The organism is Streptomyces sp. NPDC042201 (assembly GCF_055582185.1).
In genome coordinates this window covers 34053-49817 of the sequence record NZ_JBVJDS010000007.1, presented here as the reverse complement: position 1 = coordinate 49817, position 15765 = coordinate 34053, and the positions used below count along the sequence as shown (strand labels likewise).

Annotated in this window: 11 protein-coding genes and 1 other RNA gene; 3 read left to right on the top strand and 9 right to left on the bottom strand. The window is 71.8% G+C overall.

What is annotated here, in order from left to right; genetic code table 11:
* Positions 1-24 precede the first annotated feature (24 nt).
* A complete protein-coding gene (locus tag ACZ6MZ_RS18385; protein WP_469352986.1) occupies positions 25-1386 on the top strand; it encodes an MFS transporter in 1362 nt (453 codons plus the stop codon).
* 71 nt (positions 1387-1457) lie between these two features.
* Here the strand turns inward: ACZ6MZ_RS18385 and ssrA are convergent.
* From ssrA to ftsE, 5 genes are all read right to left on the bottom strand, one after another.
* Positions 1458-1844, bottom strand: a transfer-messenger RNA (tmRNA) gene (ssrA, locus tag ACZ6MZ_RS18380).
* Between the two features lie 127 nt (positions 1845-1971).
* Positions 1972-2451: an SsrA-binding protein SmpB gene (smpB, locus tag ACZ6MZ_RS18375; RefSeq protein WP_384189217.1), complete on the bottom strand. Its 480-nt coding sequence runs from the start codon at positions 2449-2451 to the stop codon at positions 1972-1974.
* Positions 2452-2485: 34 nt separating this feature from the next.
* Entirely contained in the window at positions 2486-3670 is a 1185-nt protein-coding gene (locus tag ACZ6MZ_RS18370; RefSeq protein WP_389789807.1) for a S41 family peptidase, read from the bottom strand.
* Between the two features lie 67 nt (positions 3671-3737).
* Entirely contained in the window at positions 3738-4658 is a 921-nt protein-coding gene (gene ftsX / locus ACZ6MZ_RS18365) for a permease-like cell division protein FtsX (protein WP_389789804.1), read from the bottom strand.
* A 23-nt stretch (positions 4659-4681) separates the two neighbouring features.
* Positions 4682-5371 carry a cell division ATP-binding protein FtsE gene (gene ftsE, locus ACZ6MZ_RS18360; RefSeq protein ID WP_360174845.1) on the bottom strand — a complete coding sequence of 230 codons (690 nt, stop codon included), beginning with the start codon at positions 5369-5371 and terminating at the stop codon, positions 4682-4684.
* A gap of 272 nt (positions 5372-5643) precedes the next feature.
* Here ftsE and ACZ6MZ_RS18355 point away from each other — a divergent pair, with 272 nt between their 5' ends.
* Positions 5644-5838, top strand: coding sequence for a hypothetical protein (locus tag ACZ6MZ_RS18355; protein ID WP_384189211.1), 195 nt, complete (start codon positions 5644-5646; stop codon positions 5836-5838).
* Between the two features lie 166 nt (positions 5839-6004).
* Here ACZ6MZ_RS18355 and ACZ6MZ_RS18350 read toward each other — a convergent pair whose 3' ends face one another.
* The 4 genes from ACZ6MZ_RS18350 to ACZ6MZ_RS18335 all read right to left on the bottom strand — a co-directional run bounded on the left by ACZ6MZ_RS18350 (position 6005) and on the right by ACZ6MZ_RS18335 (position 11821).
* Positions 6005-6871 carry a hypothetical protein gene (locus ACZ6MZ_RS18350; RefSeq protein WP_469352982.1) on the bottom strand — a complete coding sequence of 289 codons (867 nt, stop codon included), beginning with the start codon at positions 6869-6871 and terminating at the stop codon, positions 6005-6007.
* Between the two features lie 268 nt (positions 6872-7139).
* Positions 7140-8246 (bottom strand): peptide chain release factor 2, encoded by a 1107-nt coding sequence (gene prfB / locus ACZ6MZ_RS18345; protein WP_384189208.1) that lies wholly within the window; start codon positions 8244-8246, stop codon positions 7140-7142.
* A 553-nt stretch (positions 8247-8799) separates the two neighbouring features.
* Positions 8800-10035 carry a protein kinase domain-containing protein gene (locus ACZ6MZ_RS18340; RefSeq protein WP_389678770.1) on the bottom strand — a complete coding sequence of 412 codons (1236 nt, stop codon included), beginning with the start codon at positions 10033-10035 and terminating at the stop codon, positions 8800-8802.
* Positions 10036-10180: 145 nt separating this feature from the next.
* The gene (locus tag ACZ6MZ_RS18335; protein ID WP_469352980.1) at positions 10181-11821 is read right to left on the bottom strand and encodes a serine/threonine-protein kinase; all 1641 of its coding nucleotides are present in this window, start codon (positions 11819-11821) and stop codon (positions 10181-10183) included.
* Positions 11822-12262: 441 nt separating this feature from the next.
* On the opposite strand from ACZ6MZ_RS18335, the gene ACZ6MZ_RS18330 reads away from it, so the two are divergent.
* Positions 12263-15700, top strand: coding sequence for an FHA domain-containing protein (locus ACZ6MZ_RS18330; RefSeq protein ID WP_469353330.1), 3438 nt, complete (start codon positions 12263-12265; stop codon positions 15698-15700).
* Positions 15701-15765: the final 65 nt, after the last annotated feature.

The window sequence follows — 15765 nt, the reverse complement described above, 5'->3', positions numbered from 1 at the left end:
GCGGCGGGCGAGGAGGGTGAAGCCATGCCGCACTCACCCGACCCTCCGCTGATGACCGTCACGGGCGACACCCTGGTCCTGGCGCCGCGGTTCGACCCCGGCCACCAGCCCGCGCCGCGCCGGGCCCGCACCCGCACCCGCACCCGCACCCGCACCAACCCGTACGCCCGGCTCTTCGCGATCCCCGGCGCCCGCGCCTTCACCGCGGGCAATCTCCTCGCCCGGCTCCCGATGGGGATGTTCAGCGTGAGCGCGGTGATCATGATCGCCGGGTCGCGCGGCTCGTACGCGCTCGCCGGCGCCGTCACCGCCACCGGTCTCGTCGTCACCGCCCTGGTCGCGCCGTGGACCGCGCGGCTCATCGACCGGTACGGGCAGGCCCGTATCGCCGTGCCCGCCACCGCGCTCGCCGTGCTCGGCTCGCTCGTCCTGCTGCTGTGCGTGCGCTACGGCGCCCCCGACTGGACGCTCTTCGCCGCCTACGCCGCGACCGCCACCACCCCGAACCTCGGCGGTATGTCCCGCGCCCGCTGGGCCCATCTCCATCGCGAGGCGGCCCCGGAGGCGGCCACACCCGCGAACGCGGCGGCCCTGCACACCGCCAACTCCTTCGAACAGGCCGCCGACGAACTCTGTTTCATGCTGGGCCCGGTGATCGCGGCCTTCCTGTGCACCGCGCTCTTTCCCGAGGCGGGCACCCTGACCGGCGCGATCCTGCTGCTGACCGGCGTACTGATCTTCGCGGCGCAGCGCTCCACCGAGCCGCCCGCCAGCGGCCGTACGGAAGCGGCGCGCGCCCCGATGCGTTCGCCCGCGCTGACCGCGCTCCTCGCCGTCTTCCTCGCCACGGGCGCGGTCTTCGGCTCGACCTCGGTCGTCACGATCGCCTTCGCGGACGACCGCGGACATCAGGCCTGGTCCGGGCTGGTGCTCGCGCTCCAGGCCGCGGGGTCGTGCGGAGCGGGCCTGCTGCTCGGCTCCCTGCGCCCCGCCCGCCGTATCGTCCGCCGGCTGGTGCTCTGCCTCGCCGGGATGTCGGCGCTGCTGACGCTGCCGCTGCTCGCGGCCGCGTCGGGGTCGTCGGGGTCGCTGCCCCTGCTCGCCTGCGGACTGCTGCTCGCGGGCGCCGCGACCGCTCCGACGATGGTGACGGGGATGACGCTCGTCCAGCGGCTCACTCCCGAGAGCCGGTTGAACGAGGGAATGACCCTGGCGGTCACCGCCCTGCTGGCCGGTATCGCGGCCGGCTCGGCGGCCGGCGGCTGGACCGTGGAGCGCACCGACCCCGCCTTCGGGTACGTCATTCCGCTCTGCGCCGCGATCCTCGCCCTGCTGACGGCGGTCGCGGCCTCGCGCCTCATCCGCAGGGCGCCGGGTGTCGGCTGAGAAAGCGGCCGGGCACGACGAAGGCCCCGCTGCCAGGGCAGCGGGGCCTTCGTTTACCGCGAACATGGGAATTGTGGAGATGGCGGGAATCGAACCCGCGTCCAACGGTGCAGAACCAGGGCTTCTCCGAGCGCAGTCCGCTGTGATTTTCTCGGCCCCGGAGATCTCGCGGACAAGTCTCCGACGGGCTCAGTCACTGTTTGATTTCCCTCCGGGCCCCGTGACCGGGCTCAGAGGTTTAGTCCCCTAGCTGATGCCAGGATCCGGGTCGGGAACAGCCCCGGGCTGACACTCCGCAGAGTCTTCGCTAGCTGCTAATTAGGCAGCAAGTGCGAAGGCGGAGGAATCGCGCTTAGAATTGGCGATTATAGTTTGCGACATATGGTTAACGAGATCATTGCCGCTTCCTCGGCTCGCTTCCCCTGCTTCGACATCCGCTGTCGAAACCGATCATCCCCATGTTTTTGCCACTATTGAATTAGACACCCATCGGGCGGTGCTCATTTTCTGAGCGCGTAACCGCCGTGAGGTGCGAGTGCCATCGTACGTGACAAACGCACGACGGTGCCAGCTTATTCCGCCGGGTCAGGCCCGCTGCCGCCGCCGCACCGCCGAGACCGCGCGGTCCGTCTCGCGCCGGTCCTGCTTCTCCCGCAGCGTCTGGCGCTTGTCGAACTCCTTCTTGCCCCGCGCCAGCGCGATCTCGACCTTGGCCCGGCCGTCCTTGAAGTACAGGGACAGGGGCACGATCGTGTGACCCGTCTCCTGCGACTTGGACTCCAGCTTGTCGATCTCGAGCCGGTGCATCAGGAGCTTGCGCTTGCGCCGGGCGGTGTGGTTGGTCCAGGTCCCCTGGCTGTACTCGGGCACATGCACGTTGTGCAGCCACGCTTCGTGCCCGTCGATCTGGACGAAGCCGTCCACCAGCGAGGCGCGTCCCTGACGGAGCGACTTCACCTCGGTACCGGTCAGCACGAGCCCACACTCGTAGGTGTCGAGAATGTGGTAATCGTGCCGGGCCTTCTTGTTCTGCGCAATCAGTTTGCGCCCTGTTTCCTTAGCCATAGTCCCGCCATTTTCGCACCTCGGCGCAACTTCTTTACGGCGTGCCCCCGAGGCCGCTCAGCACGGTCCGCGCCCGCTCCTCGGCGCGCTCGCTCACCAGCAGATCCGGGGTGACACCACGGCCGTCCACGCCATGGCCGGCCGGTGTGCGGTAGTGGCCGACGGTCAGCTCGGCGACGGAGCCGTCGGGCAGCCGGCTCGGCATCTGGACCGAGCCCTTGCCGAAGGTGCGGGAGCCGACAGTGATGGACCGGCCGCGGTCCTGCAGGGCGCCGGTGACCAGCTCGGCGGCGCTCATCGTGCCGCCGTCGACCAGCACCACCACGGGCCGGTCGGTGTCACCGCCGGGATCCGCGTACAGGGCGCGCTGCTCGCCCCGTATGTCGTACGTGGCGACGAGACCGCCGTCGAGGAAGGCGGAGGCGGCGGTGACCGCCTCGGTGACCAGCCCGCCGCCATTGCCCCGCAGATCGAGCAGGACGCCGGAGCCCCGGGGGGCGTCCAGCACCGCGTCCCGTACCCGCTTGCCCGTCCCCTTGGTGAAGGAGTCGACCCTGATCCGCAGCGTGTCGCCGCCGATCGAGTCGACCGTGACGGATTCGGTGGCGAGCCTGGCCCGGCGCAGGCTCAGGGTCCAGCGGTGCCCGTCCCGCTCCAGCCCCAGCACGACCGAGGTGCCGACGACGGTGGCGCCGGTCCTCGCGCGCGCGGAGTCGCCGCGCAGCAGCGCCATGACCTCGGTGACGGGCCGCTCGGCGACGCCGCTTCCGTCGATGTCCCGGATGGTGTCACCGGACCTGATGCCGGCCTTCTGCGCGGGGCCGCCCGGCTGGACCCTGACCACCTTGATCAGTGCGTCCGCGGTGCGCCTGGCCGAGAGCCCGACGCCGGTGTACTCACCGTCGAGGGCCTGCTCGAACTCCTCGTACTCCCGCTTGTCGTAGACCGCGCCCCAGCGGTCACCGCTGCGGCTGACGACCTCCTCGGCCGCGTCCGCGCCGGACTTGCCGTCGGCCATGGCCTCGGCGGCTGCCCTCGTGACATCGTCGCTGTCGACCGTCGAGGCCACGGAACGCGTGGGCACGCGGCGCGGCTTCTCGTCGGCGCCCGGCAGGGAGTTCGTCGCCGCGGCCGTGGCGAGCACGCTCGCGAAGACCAATGTCAGGGCCGCCCCGCGGCGGAAACCGCGGGCGCTGTGGTGCGACTCGGAGCCCGACATGGCGTTGAGTCTAGGACAACCCCTGGCAGCCGAACGGTGCTTGTCGAGACGACGCCAGGGGTACTTGTCACACCCGGAGATACTTGCGCAACGCGACGAAGGCGGCCACGGCGGGCATCAGCAGCCCGATGGCGATCACCAACGGGAGCTTCGCGAGCACCGCGTCCCAGCCGATGAAGTTGACCAGCTCCATCTTGTCCGCCAGGGCAAGGCCGTTGTCGATCAGGAAGTAGCGGCCGAGGATCAGCATCGCGCAGGCCACGGCACCGCCGATCAGTCCGGCGAACGCGGCCTCCATGATGAACGGCATCTGGATATAGAAGCTGGAGGCGCCGACGAGCCGCATGATCCCGGTCTCTCGCCGTCGGCTGAACGCTGATACGCGAACGGTGTTCACGATCAGCATCAGCGCAATGACCAGCATCAGCGCCATCACGCAGAGCGCGGCGACATTCATGCCGTTCATCAGATCGAAGAGGTTCTGCAGGATGTTGCGTTGATCCTGGACGGACTGGACGCCGTCCCGTCCCGCGAAGGCGGTCGCCACCACCTGGTACTTCTCGGGGTCCTTCAGCTTGACGCGGAAGGACTGCTGCATCTGGTCCGGGGTGATCGTGCTGGCGATCGGAGTGTCGCCGTACTGCTCCCGGTAGTGCTTGTACGCCTGGTCGGCCGTCTCGAAGTGGACGGTGTCGACGATGCTGTCCATCTTCTTCAGATCGGTCTCGATCTGCTTCTGCTGCGTGGTCGTGACCGCGCCCTTGGCGCACTTGGGCGTGGTCGTCGCGTCGTTCTTGCTGCAGAGGAAGATCGAGACATTGACCTTGTCGTACCAGTAGTCCTTCATCAGGCTGACCTGCTCGCGCATGAGCAGCGCGCCGCCGAACAGGGCGAGCGAGAGGGCTACGGAGACGATGACGGCGAAGGTCATCGTGAGATTTCGGCGGAGACCGACGCCGATCTCCGACAGGACGAACTGGGCGCGCATGGCGTCCTTTCAGCTTTCGATGCTCAGTGCTGGTAGCCGTAGACGCCGCGCGCCTGGTCGCGCACCAGACGGCCCTTCTCGAGCTCGATCACGCGCTTGCGCATCTGGTCGACGATGTTCTGGTCGTGGGTCGCCATCACGACGGTGGTGCCGGTGCGGTTGATGCGGTCCAGCAGCTTCATGATGCCCACGGAGGTCTGCGGGTCGAGGTTGCCGGTCGGCTCGTCCGCGATCAGCAGCATGGGGCGGTTGACGAAGGCCCGCGCGATGGCGACGCGCTGCTGCTCACCACCGGACAGCTCGCCGGGCATCCGGTCCTCCTTGCCACCGAGGCCGACAAGATCGAGGACTTGGGGGACGGACTTGCGGATCTCGCCGCGGGACTTGCCGATGACCTCCTGCGCGAACGCCACGTTCTCCGCGACGGTCTTGTTCGGCAGCAGCCGGAAGTCCTGGAAGACCGTGCCGAGCTGGCGGCGCATCTGCGGCACCTTCCAGTTGGACAGGCGCGCGAGGTCCTTGCCGAGCACATGCACCATGCCATGGCTGGTGCGTTCTTCGCGGAGGAGCAGTCTCAGGAAGGTCGACTTCCCAGAACCGGACGAACCGACCAGGAAGACGAACTCTCCCTTCTCGATTTCGAGGGAGACGTCACGCAGGGCGGGGCGGTTCTGCTTCGGGTAGGTCTTGGAGACATTGTCGAATCGGATCACGGATGCACCACGGTCGGCCGGGAGTAGGTGAGCGAGACATTACGCGAACCCGACAGGAGTGCGCAGTCCGCGTCCGGGACCGAACGCCGGGCTTGGGCGATTTATCACGGATGCCGGGCGGTCGCCACCCCTGCCGGGCCGTACGGAATCCGGTCGGCCGCGCCGAAACCGCCGGGAACTGGCACAGTGGTAGGGGGAACGGTCGTGTTCCCCCGAGCGTTGAGCGGAGAGACACTGACAGCGGCTCCGCCGCGCGGTGAGGAGGAATGCGCATGACCTACGACCGATTGGTGTGCGCCAACTGCGCGGGACCTGTCAGCGAAGGCAGGTGCCGCGTCTGCCGCGCCCACAGAGAGCGACTCCAGCAGCAGGGCCCCCTGGGAGGCCTGAGCCCGGTGGCTCTGCTGACGCTGCTGGTCCTGCTGGTGGCGGCGGTGGCGCTGGTGGCGGCACACCAGCCCGCGTAACACCCACCCCGCACATGTGCACAGAGAAGGGCCCGGACGCTGCTAGAGCGTCCGGGCCCTTCCGCACGTGAGGTACGGGTCGTCCTACGTGCTGGGTCCTACAGGTCGTACTACGTGCTGGGTGCTACGTGTCGTACTGGGTACTACGTGTCGTACGCGCCCGTGGTCAGACGGCGGTACGGCCACCGCCGACCAGACGCGGCAGCATCCGGAAGCCGATGCCACCCGCGATCATGGTCGCCGCACCGATCAGCAGGAACGAGGTCTCGGCGGCGCCGGTCTCAGCCAGCTCCTCCTTGGCCGCACCCTGCTGCACCGGCTGGGAGCCGGCGCTGTCGGTGTCGGTGTTGTCGGCGCACTCGGCGCCGTCGAGGTCGACGGTGCAGGTGCCGGCACCGTCGTCGGTGCCGCCGTCCTGGCCGCCGTCCTGACCCGCGTCGGTGCCACCGTCCTGGCCGCCGTCCTGGCCGGCATCCGTGCCACCGTCCTGGCCGCCGTCCTGACCCGCGTCGGTGCCGCCGTCCTGGCCGGCATCGGTGCCACCGTCCTGGCCCGCGTCGGTGCCACCATCCTGGCCGCCGTCCTGGCCGGCATCGGTGCCACCGTCCTGGCCCGCGTCCGTGCCGCCAACCTGACCGGCGTCCGTGCCGCCGACCTGGCCCGCGTCCGTGCCGCCGACCTGACCGGCATCGGTGCCACCGTCCTGGCCCGCGTCCGTGCCGCCAACCTGACCGGCGTCCGTGCCGCCGACCTGGCCGGCATCGGTGCCACCGTCCTGGCCCGCGTCCGTGCCGCCGTCCTGGCCGGCGTCCGTGCCGCCGTCGACCCCACCCGGGTCGCCGCCGCCGTCCTGGCCGGCGTCCGTGCCACCGTCGTCATTGCCGATACCGAGACCGACGTCGACCAGGCCGGTCTCGACGGACACGCCGATACCGGCGGCCTGAGCGGCGCCCGCGGCGGTCAGCGAAGCACCCGCGGCGATCACCGCGCCGGCCGCTATGCGCGCTACGCGGATCCGCGTCTTCTTGGTCATCTGCTTGCTACCCCCAGTAGCTCATTCGTCATTGGTGCAGCGTCCGGGGCAGCGGCCCTGGGGGTCCGTGTGCTCCGCCCCCGGTCGCACGCGCCCCAGAAATACGCATGCCACGCGCCACCATTCCGAGTTTTGAGATACCCGTCAAGGTCGTTGCGCGTGCGATGACCGAAAACGCGTCAGTTGTCCGCCGGCGGGCACGCAACTGTGACATAAAAGGGAACTGCCGCCCCACAGGCGGCAGTTCCCTTGTCGACAAAGCGCGAAATTACTTCTCCTGCTGCTTGCGCCAGCGAATTCCGGCCTCGAGGAAACCGTCGATCTCGCCGTCGAGCACTCCCTGCGGATTGCCCACCTCGAAGTCCGTCCGCAGATCCTTGACCATCTGGTACGGGTGCAGGACGTACGAACGCATCTGGTTGCCCCAGGAGTTGCCGCCGTCGCCCTTGAGGGCGTCCATCTTGGCCTGCTCCTCCTGGCGGCGGCGTTCGAGCAGCTTCGCCTGGAGGACGTTCATGGCGCTCGCCTTGTTCTGGATCTGGGAGCGCTCGTTCTGGCAGGAGACCACAATGCCGGTCGGGATATGCGTGATCCGGACCGCGGAGTCGGTGGTGTTGACGCCCTGTCCGCCGGGGCCCGAGGCGCGGTAGACATCCACGCGCAGCTCGGTTTCGTCGATCTCGACATGGTCGCTGGACTCGACGACCGGGAGCACCTCGACCCCCGCGAAGGAGGTCTGCCGGCGGCCCTGGTTGTCGAAGGGCGAGATACGGACCAGGCGGTGGGTGCCCTGCTCCACGGAGAGCGTGCCGTAGGCGTACGGCGCCTTGACGACGAAGGTGGTCGACTTGATGCCGGCCTCTTCCGCGTACGACGTCTCGTAGACCTCGGTGCCGTAGCCGTGCCGCTCGGACCAGCGCAGATACATGCGCTGGAGCTGCTCGGCGAAGTCCGCGGCGTCGACGCCGCCCGCCTCGGCGCGGATGTTGACGAGCGCCTCGCGCTCGTCGTACTCGCCGGAGAGGAGCGTACGGACCTCCATCTCCTCCAGCGCCTTCCGCACCGACACGAGCTCGGACTCGGCCTCGGCGAGGGTGTCCGCGTCGTCCTCGGCCTCGGCCAGCTCGAAGAGCACTTCCAGGTCGTCGATACGCCCGCGCAGCGCCTCGGTCTTACGGACCTCGGCCTGCAGGTGCGAAAGCTTGCTGGTGATCTTCTGCGCCGCATCCGGGTCGTCCCAGAGGGACGGGACCGCGGCCTGCTCCTCGAGCACGGCGATGTCGGCCCTCAGCTTGTCGAGGTCCAGGACGGCCTCGATCGACCCCATGGTCGAGGAGAGGGACTTGAGCTCTTCGGATACATCGACGACTGCCACGGGTCCAGCGTAACGGCTGAGCGAAGGAACCCAGCCACCATCTTTTTTTGAGGGCTCGGTTCGCCTCCGGGCGCTTTATGCCACTGTCGACGGTCGACCGTGCTCGATTCGCTCGTTCCTCACGAACCTCCGCGCGCTCTCCCTTTCGACAGCGGCGCGCCCTTCGGCTCACTCGCCGGGGGGCGTGGAGACGGGGGGCGCGTTCTTCCCTTCGGCAGCGGCGCGCCCCTTCGGCTCACACACCCCTTTTTTCAGGGCTCGGTTCGCCTCCGGGGCGCCTTGTGCCCCTGTCGACAGTCGACCGTGCTCGGCCCCTCGTTCCTCGGGGCCTGTGCGCGTTCTCTCTTTCGACAGCGGCGCGCCCCTTCGGCTCACTCGCCGGCGGTCGTGGAGACGGGGGCTCGTTCTTCCCTTCGGCAGCGGCGCGCCCCTTCGGCTCACGCACCCCCTCTTTTGGGGGCTCGGTTTGCCTCCGGGGCGCTTTAAGCCACTGTCGACGGTCGACCGTGCTCGGCTCACTCGCCGGTGGTCGGGGAGACGGGCGGCCGGGCGGCTATGGCACCGGGGAGGTTGTCTGCTTGGAGTCCTGGGGGGCTTCGTCCGTGCCGTCGCTGCTTGTGGCCAGCCAGCCGCCCACTCCTACGGCCGCGATCAGCAGGACCGTCGCCGCCCCCAGGGTGATACGGCGCTTGCGGACCGCTCCCGCCTTGTGGCGGGCCGATCCTGGTCGGCGCTGGCCGGGGGAGCGGGGCGCGCGGGCTGTGCCGCGGGCGCCGCCCGCCAGTTCGTCGGGGGCCGGGACGCGCATGCTCGTGTGGGTGTCCCGGTTGGAGTCCGGGGCGGCGCCGGGCACGAGCGGGACCGCCCCGCGGCGGCGCGGCTCCTCGTGGCCGGCGGGACGGGGATCCTCGTACGGCTGCTCGGCCGGCTCCGCGTCGGGCTCGTCCACGTCCAGCGGGGGGATGCCCGCGAGAAGCGGCAGCTGCTCGCGCAGCCGGGCCGCCAGCTCCGAGGCGCGCAGCCGGGAGGCCGGGGCCTTCGCCAGGCACTGGACGAGGAGCTGCCACAGCTCCTCGGGGATGCCGGGCAGCGGGACGACGGACTCGGTGACATGGCGCCGCAGTACGGCTCCGGGGTGGCCGCCGCCGAACGGGGTGAAGCCGGCGAGCAGCTCGTACAGGACGGTGGCCAGCGCGTAGATGTCGACCGCGGCACGCGGTGGCAGGCCCTCGACGATCTCGGGCGCCAGATAGTCGGGGGTGCCGATGATCCTGGTGGCCTTGGTGCGCCGCGGGGTGTCGATCAGCTTCGCGACACCGAAGTCGGTGAGCAGGGCGGGGTGCGCGCCGCCGGGGCCGAGCGGGCCCTCCATGTCGAGCAGGATGTTCTCGGGCTTGACGTCGCGGTGGACGACCCCCGCGGCGTGCGCGGCGGCGAGACCGTCGGCGACATCGGCGATGATCGCGACCGCCGCCTCGGGGGCGAGCCGGCGCTCGCGGTCCAGGCGGGTGCGCAGATCCGTGCCTCTGACCAGCTCCATGACGAGCGCCAGGTCATTGCCGTCCACGACGAGATCGCGGACGGCGACCACCCGGGGGTGGTCGAGACCGAGCAGGGCGGTGCGCTCCTGGACGAAGCGCCCGACGAGCTCCTGGTCGGACGCGAGGTCCTCGCGCAACAGCTTGATGGCGACGGGGCCTTCGGGCCCTTCGCCGAGCCACACCGTGCCGGCGCTGCCCCGCCCCAAAATCTGATGGGCGGTGTACCGGCTGCCGATATTCCGTGCCAAGACTGCTCCCTCAGCGGCTGGCGTTGCCCATCAAAGTACGCGGGTATCGGGGTGTTCCGTGCCCCGGTTGGCGCCGGCCCTCACCTCCACGGGGGAAATATAACGGTCTGGGGGGTCGCTTTCCCCCCGGACCACCCCCGGAAGATCAATTTGCCGAGTTCGAACTGCCCAGACGCGAGAACCAGTTCGTCACCTTCGAGATCGTGTCACCGATCATGGTCCAGTAGCTCGTGCCCTGGTTGACCCAGTCCTGGAGCGGGGTCAGCTCCCAGATGAGCCAGCCGGCGACGAAGAACAGGACGAGCGTGAACAGACAGCCCTTGAGGCAGCCCAGGCCGGGGATCCGCATCGGATTCGCGCTGCGCTGCCTGGGCGGGCGTGGCTCGCGCTGCCGGCGGTCCGGCTGCTGCGGCTGCGGCTGCGGCGGCGCGTACTGCTGCTGCTGAGGCGCCGGGGCGTACCGCTGCTGAGGCTGCGGCGCGTACGGCTGCTGGGGCTGCCGCTGCTGGCGCCCGGGCTGTTGCGGCGGCGGCTGTTGCTGCGGCTGCCGGGGGCCCTGCGGCCGCTGCGGACGGCGGCGCAGCGGGTCCTGGTTCGGGTCGAGGTACTGGACCTGGGTCTGCTCGTTGCGGTCGCGGGCGGCCTGCAGCTGGCCCTGCCAGGGGTGCGGGCCCTCGGGCTCCGGCTGTCCGCCGGGGCGCGGCGGTACGGGCGGCATGACCGAGGTCGGGTCGGCGCCCGGGCCGGATCCGTGGCCGCCGGGGCCGGTGGAGGGCATGACGCTGGTCGCCGCGTTGGGGTCGTAGGAGCCCGCGTTGCCCGGCAGGACCTGCGTCAGGTCGGAGGCGCCCGGTGTCTCGGGCACCGGCGCGGGCGCCGGGTCAGGGGCGAGCAGCGCGCCGACGCCGAGCGCGGCGTCGACCTGGGCGGGCGTCGAGTGCACGCCGACACCGGCGGCGACGGTCCGCAGGCCACGGGCGAGGTTCTCGGCGCTGGGCCGCTGGTCCGGGTTCTTGCGCAGGCAGCGCTCTATGACCGTCCACAACGGCTCGGGCACGGTGCTGGGGCGGCGGGGCTCCTCGCTGAGATGGCGGTGGAGCACCTCCAGGGCCGACCCGCCGGCGAACGGGGGGCGCCCCGTGACCAGCTCGTACAGCAGGATGCCGGCGCCGTAGATGTCGACGGCGGAGGTCTGCGGGCGGCCCTCGGCGGACTCCGGCGCGACATAGGCCGGGGTGCCGACGAATTCATGCGTACGGGTCAGGCCCGGGGAGTCCGCGAGGCGCGCTATACCGAAGTCGGTGAGCATCGGGTGCAGCCGCTCGCCGTCGTTCTTCAGTAGGACGTTGGCGGGCTTGAGGTCCCGGTGCACCACTCCGTCGGCATGGCTGGCGGCGAGCGCGTCCGCGATCTGCGCGGTCAGCAGGGACGCCGCGACCGGGCTGAAGGGGCCGTTCTCGCGCAGATAGCGGTGCAGGTCGGGACCGTCGACCAGGTCCATGACGAGCGCGAGGAGATCGCCCTCGACGACCAGGTCCCGGGTACGCACGATATTGGGGTGGGTGAGGCGGAGCAGGACGGAGCGCTCGCGCAGGAAGCGCATCACCACGTCCGCGTCGTTCGCCAGCTCCTCCTTGAGGACCTTGATCGCGACGGTCTCGCCTGGCTGACCGGCCACGGCCGCCTCGGCGCCCGCGGTCTCGCGCTGGCGGGCTCGCCAGACGGTGCCCGTGGCGCCGCGTCCGAGCGGCTCCTCGAGCAGGTATTTGCTGCCTACCGGCCGCACGTCATGCGCTCCCTGCTGGTCGTGGTGTCCTCATGGTCCCGGGCTCGGGATCCCCGACCAACTGTAGACCGGCTGAACGAAACACCGGTCTGTCATCTTCAGGTACACGCCGGTCGGGTTCGGAAGAAAGACGCCCGCGTCGTGCGGTTGGTTGCCGAACGGCCTCGTCCGGGGCGTCCCGGACGGTCCCGAGGCGCGTGGAAGCAGAACCCAAGCAGGCACTTTTACCCCCACAGCCGACCATTCAAGATCATTTATTGAGAACCCCCGGGCGTGTTGTCAGTGTCAGGTGCGAGGATGCCCCCAGCGCGGGAGGTGTGCGGTGGGGGGCCGCACCGTCCGTGCCGACCTGTACCGGACGACGCGTCGGTGCGTGGTGGGGGGAATCACAGGGCTTTTCCTCTGCCGGGCACCCCGCGCATGAAGGGACCGCTGACGGCGATGCAGATCCGGCTGACCGTCCTCGCGCCGCGCAGCGGCCATGCCGCCGGGCGCGCGTGCGACGTGCTCGTCACCGCCCCGGCCGGGACGGCGCTCGCCGCCGTCGCCTCCGGCCTCGCCACCGCCGCCTCGGGACCTGACGCCTCCAGCGCCGTCGTCCTGTACGCCGGCCGGGAGCGGCTCGACGCACAGCGCTGCGCCCTGGGCGAGCCGCCGCTGCTCGACGGAGCGGTGCTCTCCCTCCAGGTCCCCGGCGAGGACGACGCTCCCGCCGAGGACGACGCCCCGGCCCAGCTCCATGTGGTCGCGGGCCCCGACGCGGGCGGTGTCCATCTGCTGCACGGCGGGCAGATCAGGATCGGCCGCTCCGCCGACGCGGACGTCCCCCTGGACGACCCCGATGTCTCGCGGCTGCACTGCGCGGTGACGGTCGCCGAGGACGGCCGGGTCTCGGTCGCGGACCTCGGCTCCACGAACGGCACAGTGCTGGAGGGCGCCGAGGTGGGCGACCGGCCGGTCCGCCTGGCCCCCGGCGCGCTGCTGCGGCTCGGCGAGTCCGCGCTCCGGCTCACCGCGGGCGACCGTACGGCCGCGCTGGCGACAGCCCCGGACGGCGAGGGCCATCTGCGGATCGTCCGGCCGGGCGCGGGCGGCCCGAGCCCCGTCCCGTACGCCACCGAGGGCGGCGCCCAGGACCGGGACCGCGGCGCCGGAGGTTCCACGGCGGGCCCGTACGGCACGGACAGCGCCGCCCACGGGCCGGGCGCGCAAGGCCCCGGCGGACCGGGTACGGCCCCGGCCGGGGAGGCCCAGGGCCGCCCCGAGGGCCGCACGGTCCAGTCGTACGGACCCGCCCCGGGCCTCCAGTACGGCAGCAGTACGCCGGGCAGCCCGCCGCGCGTGCCCGACCCCCGTAGCGCCGATTCCCGGAATATCGCCGACACGCACTTCGGCGGCCGCTCGCCCGTGGCCGGCGGCCCTGACCGGATACACACCAGGACGGCCGCGCAGGATCCGGCGGACGGCGCCGCCTCACACACGGGCGGCGGACCGGCCGACGACGGCCCCCAGCCGCACAGCAGGACCTCCGGAGCGCGAGCGCACGGGACGCCCTCCGACGGGCCGGAGCCGCTCGACGCCGCGGCCCGGCGGCGGGGCGGCATAGGCGCCTGGGCGCGGCGGCTCACCGGAAGCCGCGGCGAGGACCTCCCCGAGACCCTCCCCGGCCCCCGGCACGCCGCCGGGAGTGCCGGCCGCGCCCCCCGCCCGGACACCTGGCCGGATCCGGCCGCGGTGCTGCTGACGGCCCTCGGTCCCGGCCCCCGGCTGTGGGAGCGGGACCGCTCGCACGCCGAGGCGCTCGTCGTCCGGCTGGGCACCGCGGACCGTCCGGCCTCCGGCGGAGCGGGAGCGCTGCCCTCCGTGCCGGTGACAGTCGGGCTGCGCGAGGCCGGTTCACTCGGTCTGGCCGGCCCCAGGGAGCGGCTGGCCGGGCTGGCCAGATCGGTCGTGGCCCAGCTCGCCGCGCTGCACTCCCCCGCCGATCTGGAGATCGTGCTGATCAGTTCCGACCGGGCGAGGAGCCTGGAGCAGCGCAGGCAGGAGTGGGGCTGGCTCGGCTGGCTGCCGCAGGTGCGGCCCGCCCACGGCCAGGACTGCCGGCTGCTGCTCGCCTACGACCGGGACCAGGCGGGCGCCAGGACCGCCGAGCTGACCCGCCGGCTGGACGACGGACCGCTGGGCCCCGGCTGGGCCTCGGCCGCGCCCGCGGCCGTCGCGGAGGCCGCCGCCCACCACCAGGGGCCGTACACGGTGGTGATCGTCGACGGCGATCCCGGTTCCGCCGCGCTGCGCGAGACGACGGCGCGGCTGGCCGGCGTCGGCGCCGCCGCCGGCATCCATCTCCTCTGTCTCGCCGAGACCCCGGCCGCCTCCCCCCTCTCCCCGGTCGCCGCGACCTATGAGGCGGCGTGCGCGGCCTCGCTCCCCTTCCGCGAGTGCGGGGCCGTCGCCCTGCTGAGCGGCGATGTGGCCACCGCGCTGCGGCTGCTGCGTACGGCGGTGGGACAGCCCGCCGGGCATGGCACGGTCGCCGTCGTGGACGCGGTCTCGCCGGCCTGGGCGGAGCGTTTCGGGCGGGCGCTGGCGCCGCTGCGCACCGCCGCCGCGGGGAGCAGCCAGGGGCGTCCCGCCGCCGCGCTGCCGCAATCGGCCCGGCTGCTCGACGAGTTGGGTCTTGCCCGGGCCACCCCGGCTTCCCTGATGGCGCGTTGGGCGTCCGTCGCCGACCGCACCGGGGACTGCACGGCGGTGCTCGGCTCCGGGCCGCGCGGCCCGGTCAGCGTCGATCTGACGGAAGAGGGCCCGCATCTGCTGATCGAGGGCCCCGCGGGCAGTGGCCGTACGGAACTGCTGCGCTCCGTGGCCGCCTCGCTGGCGGCCGCGGGCCGGCCCGACCGGCTGGGGCTGCTGCTGGTCGACGGCGCCGGGGGCGAGCGCGGTGAGGGCCTGTCCGCCTGTACGGAACTGCCGCATGTCACCGAGCATTTGATCGCTTCCGACCCGGTCAGGATGCGGCAGTTCGCCCAGGCGCTGGGGGCCGAGCTCAAGCGGCGGGCCGAGCTGCTGGGGCGGCTCGACTTCGCCGAGTGGCACAGCCGGCAGGAGGTGTCGGACCGGATGATCGGCCAGCGCCCGCCGAGCGCCGCCGAGCAACGGGCGGGCCGGCGGGGCGAGTCACGCACCGTCCACCTCCGCACGGACCAGCTCCGTCCCGATCAGTCCCGCGCGGACCAGCAGCCGGGCGACCGGCGCGGTGAGCAGCGCGGCGACCTGGAGTCGCCCATCAGCGGCACCCTCAGGCTCAGGACCACCTCGGCCCGTGCGGAGCAGGAGCAGGGGCCCGCGCCCCTCCCCCGGCTCGTCGTGCTCGTCGACGACTTCGACGCGCTGGTCGCACCGGCGCTCGGCAGTCCGGGGCGGCCGGCGGCCGGTTCCGTCGTACGGGCCCTGGAGGCCGTTGCCCGTGAGGGTGAGCGCCTGGGCGTGCATCTGGTGGCGACCTCGGCCCGCCCGGACCGTACGGTCGACACGGAGCTGGCACAGGGCGCCCGGCTGCGGGTCGTGCTGGACGCGCCGGCCGCCGCGCCCGCCCCGGACGACCCGGCGCCCGGCCGGGGCCGTCTCGGCCATCCGGACGGCCGGGTGACCCCGTTCCAGGGCGGCCGTGTCACGGGCCGCATTCCGCGTACGGCGACCCTGCGGCCCACCGTGGTGCCGCTGGAGTGGGAGCGGATGGGCGATCCGCCGGCCCGCCGCCCGGTCCGGGAGCTGGGCAACGGCCCGACGGATCTCGCACTGCTCGCCAGCGCGCTGGAGCGGGCCGCCCGTTCCGTCGACGCCGTACCGGTTGCACCGCTGACCCCGGCTCACCCCTGAAGATCCCCTTACGTCCCGTCGTGCCACGTCACGAGCCCATCACGATCATTGAGTTGACACCTAAA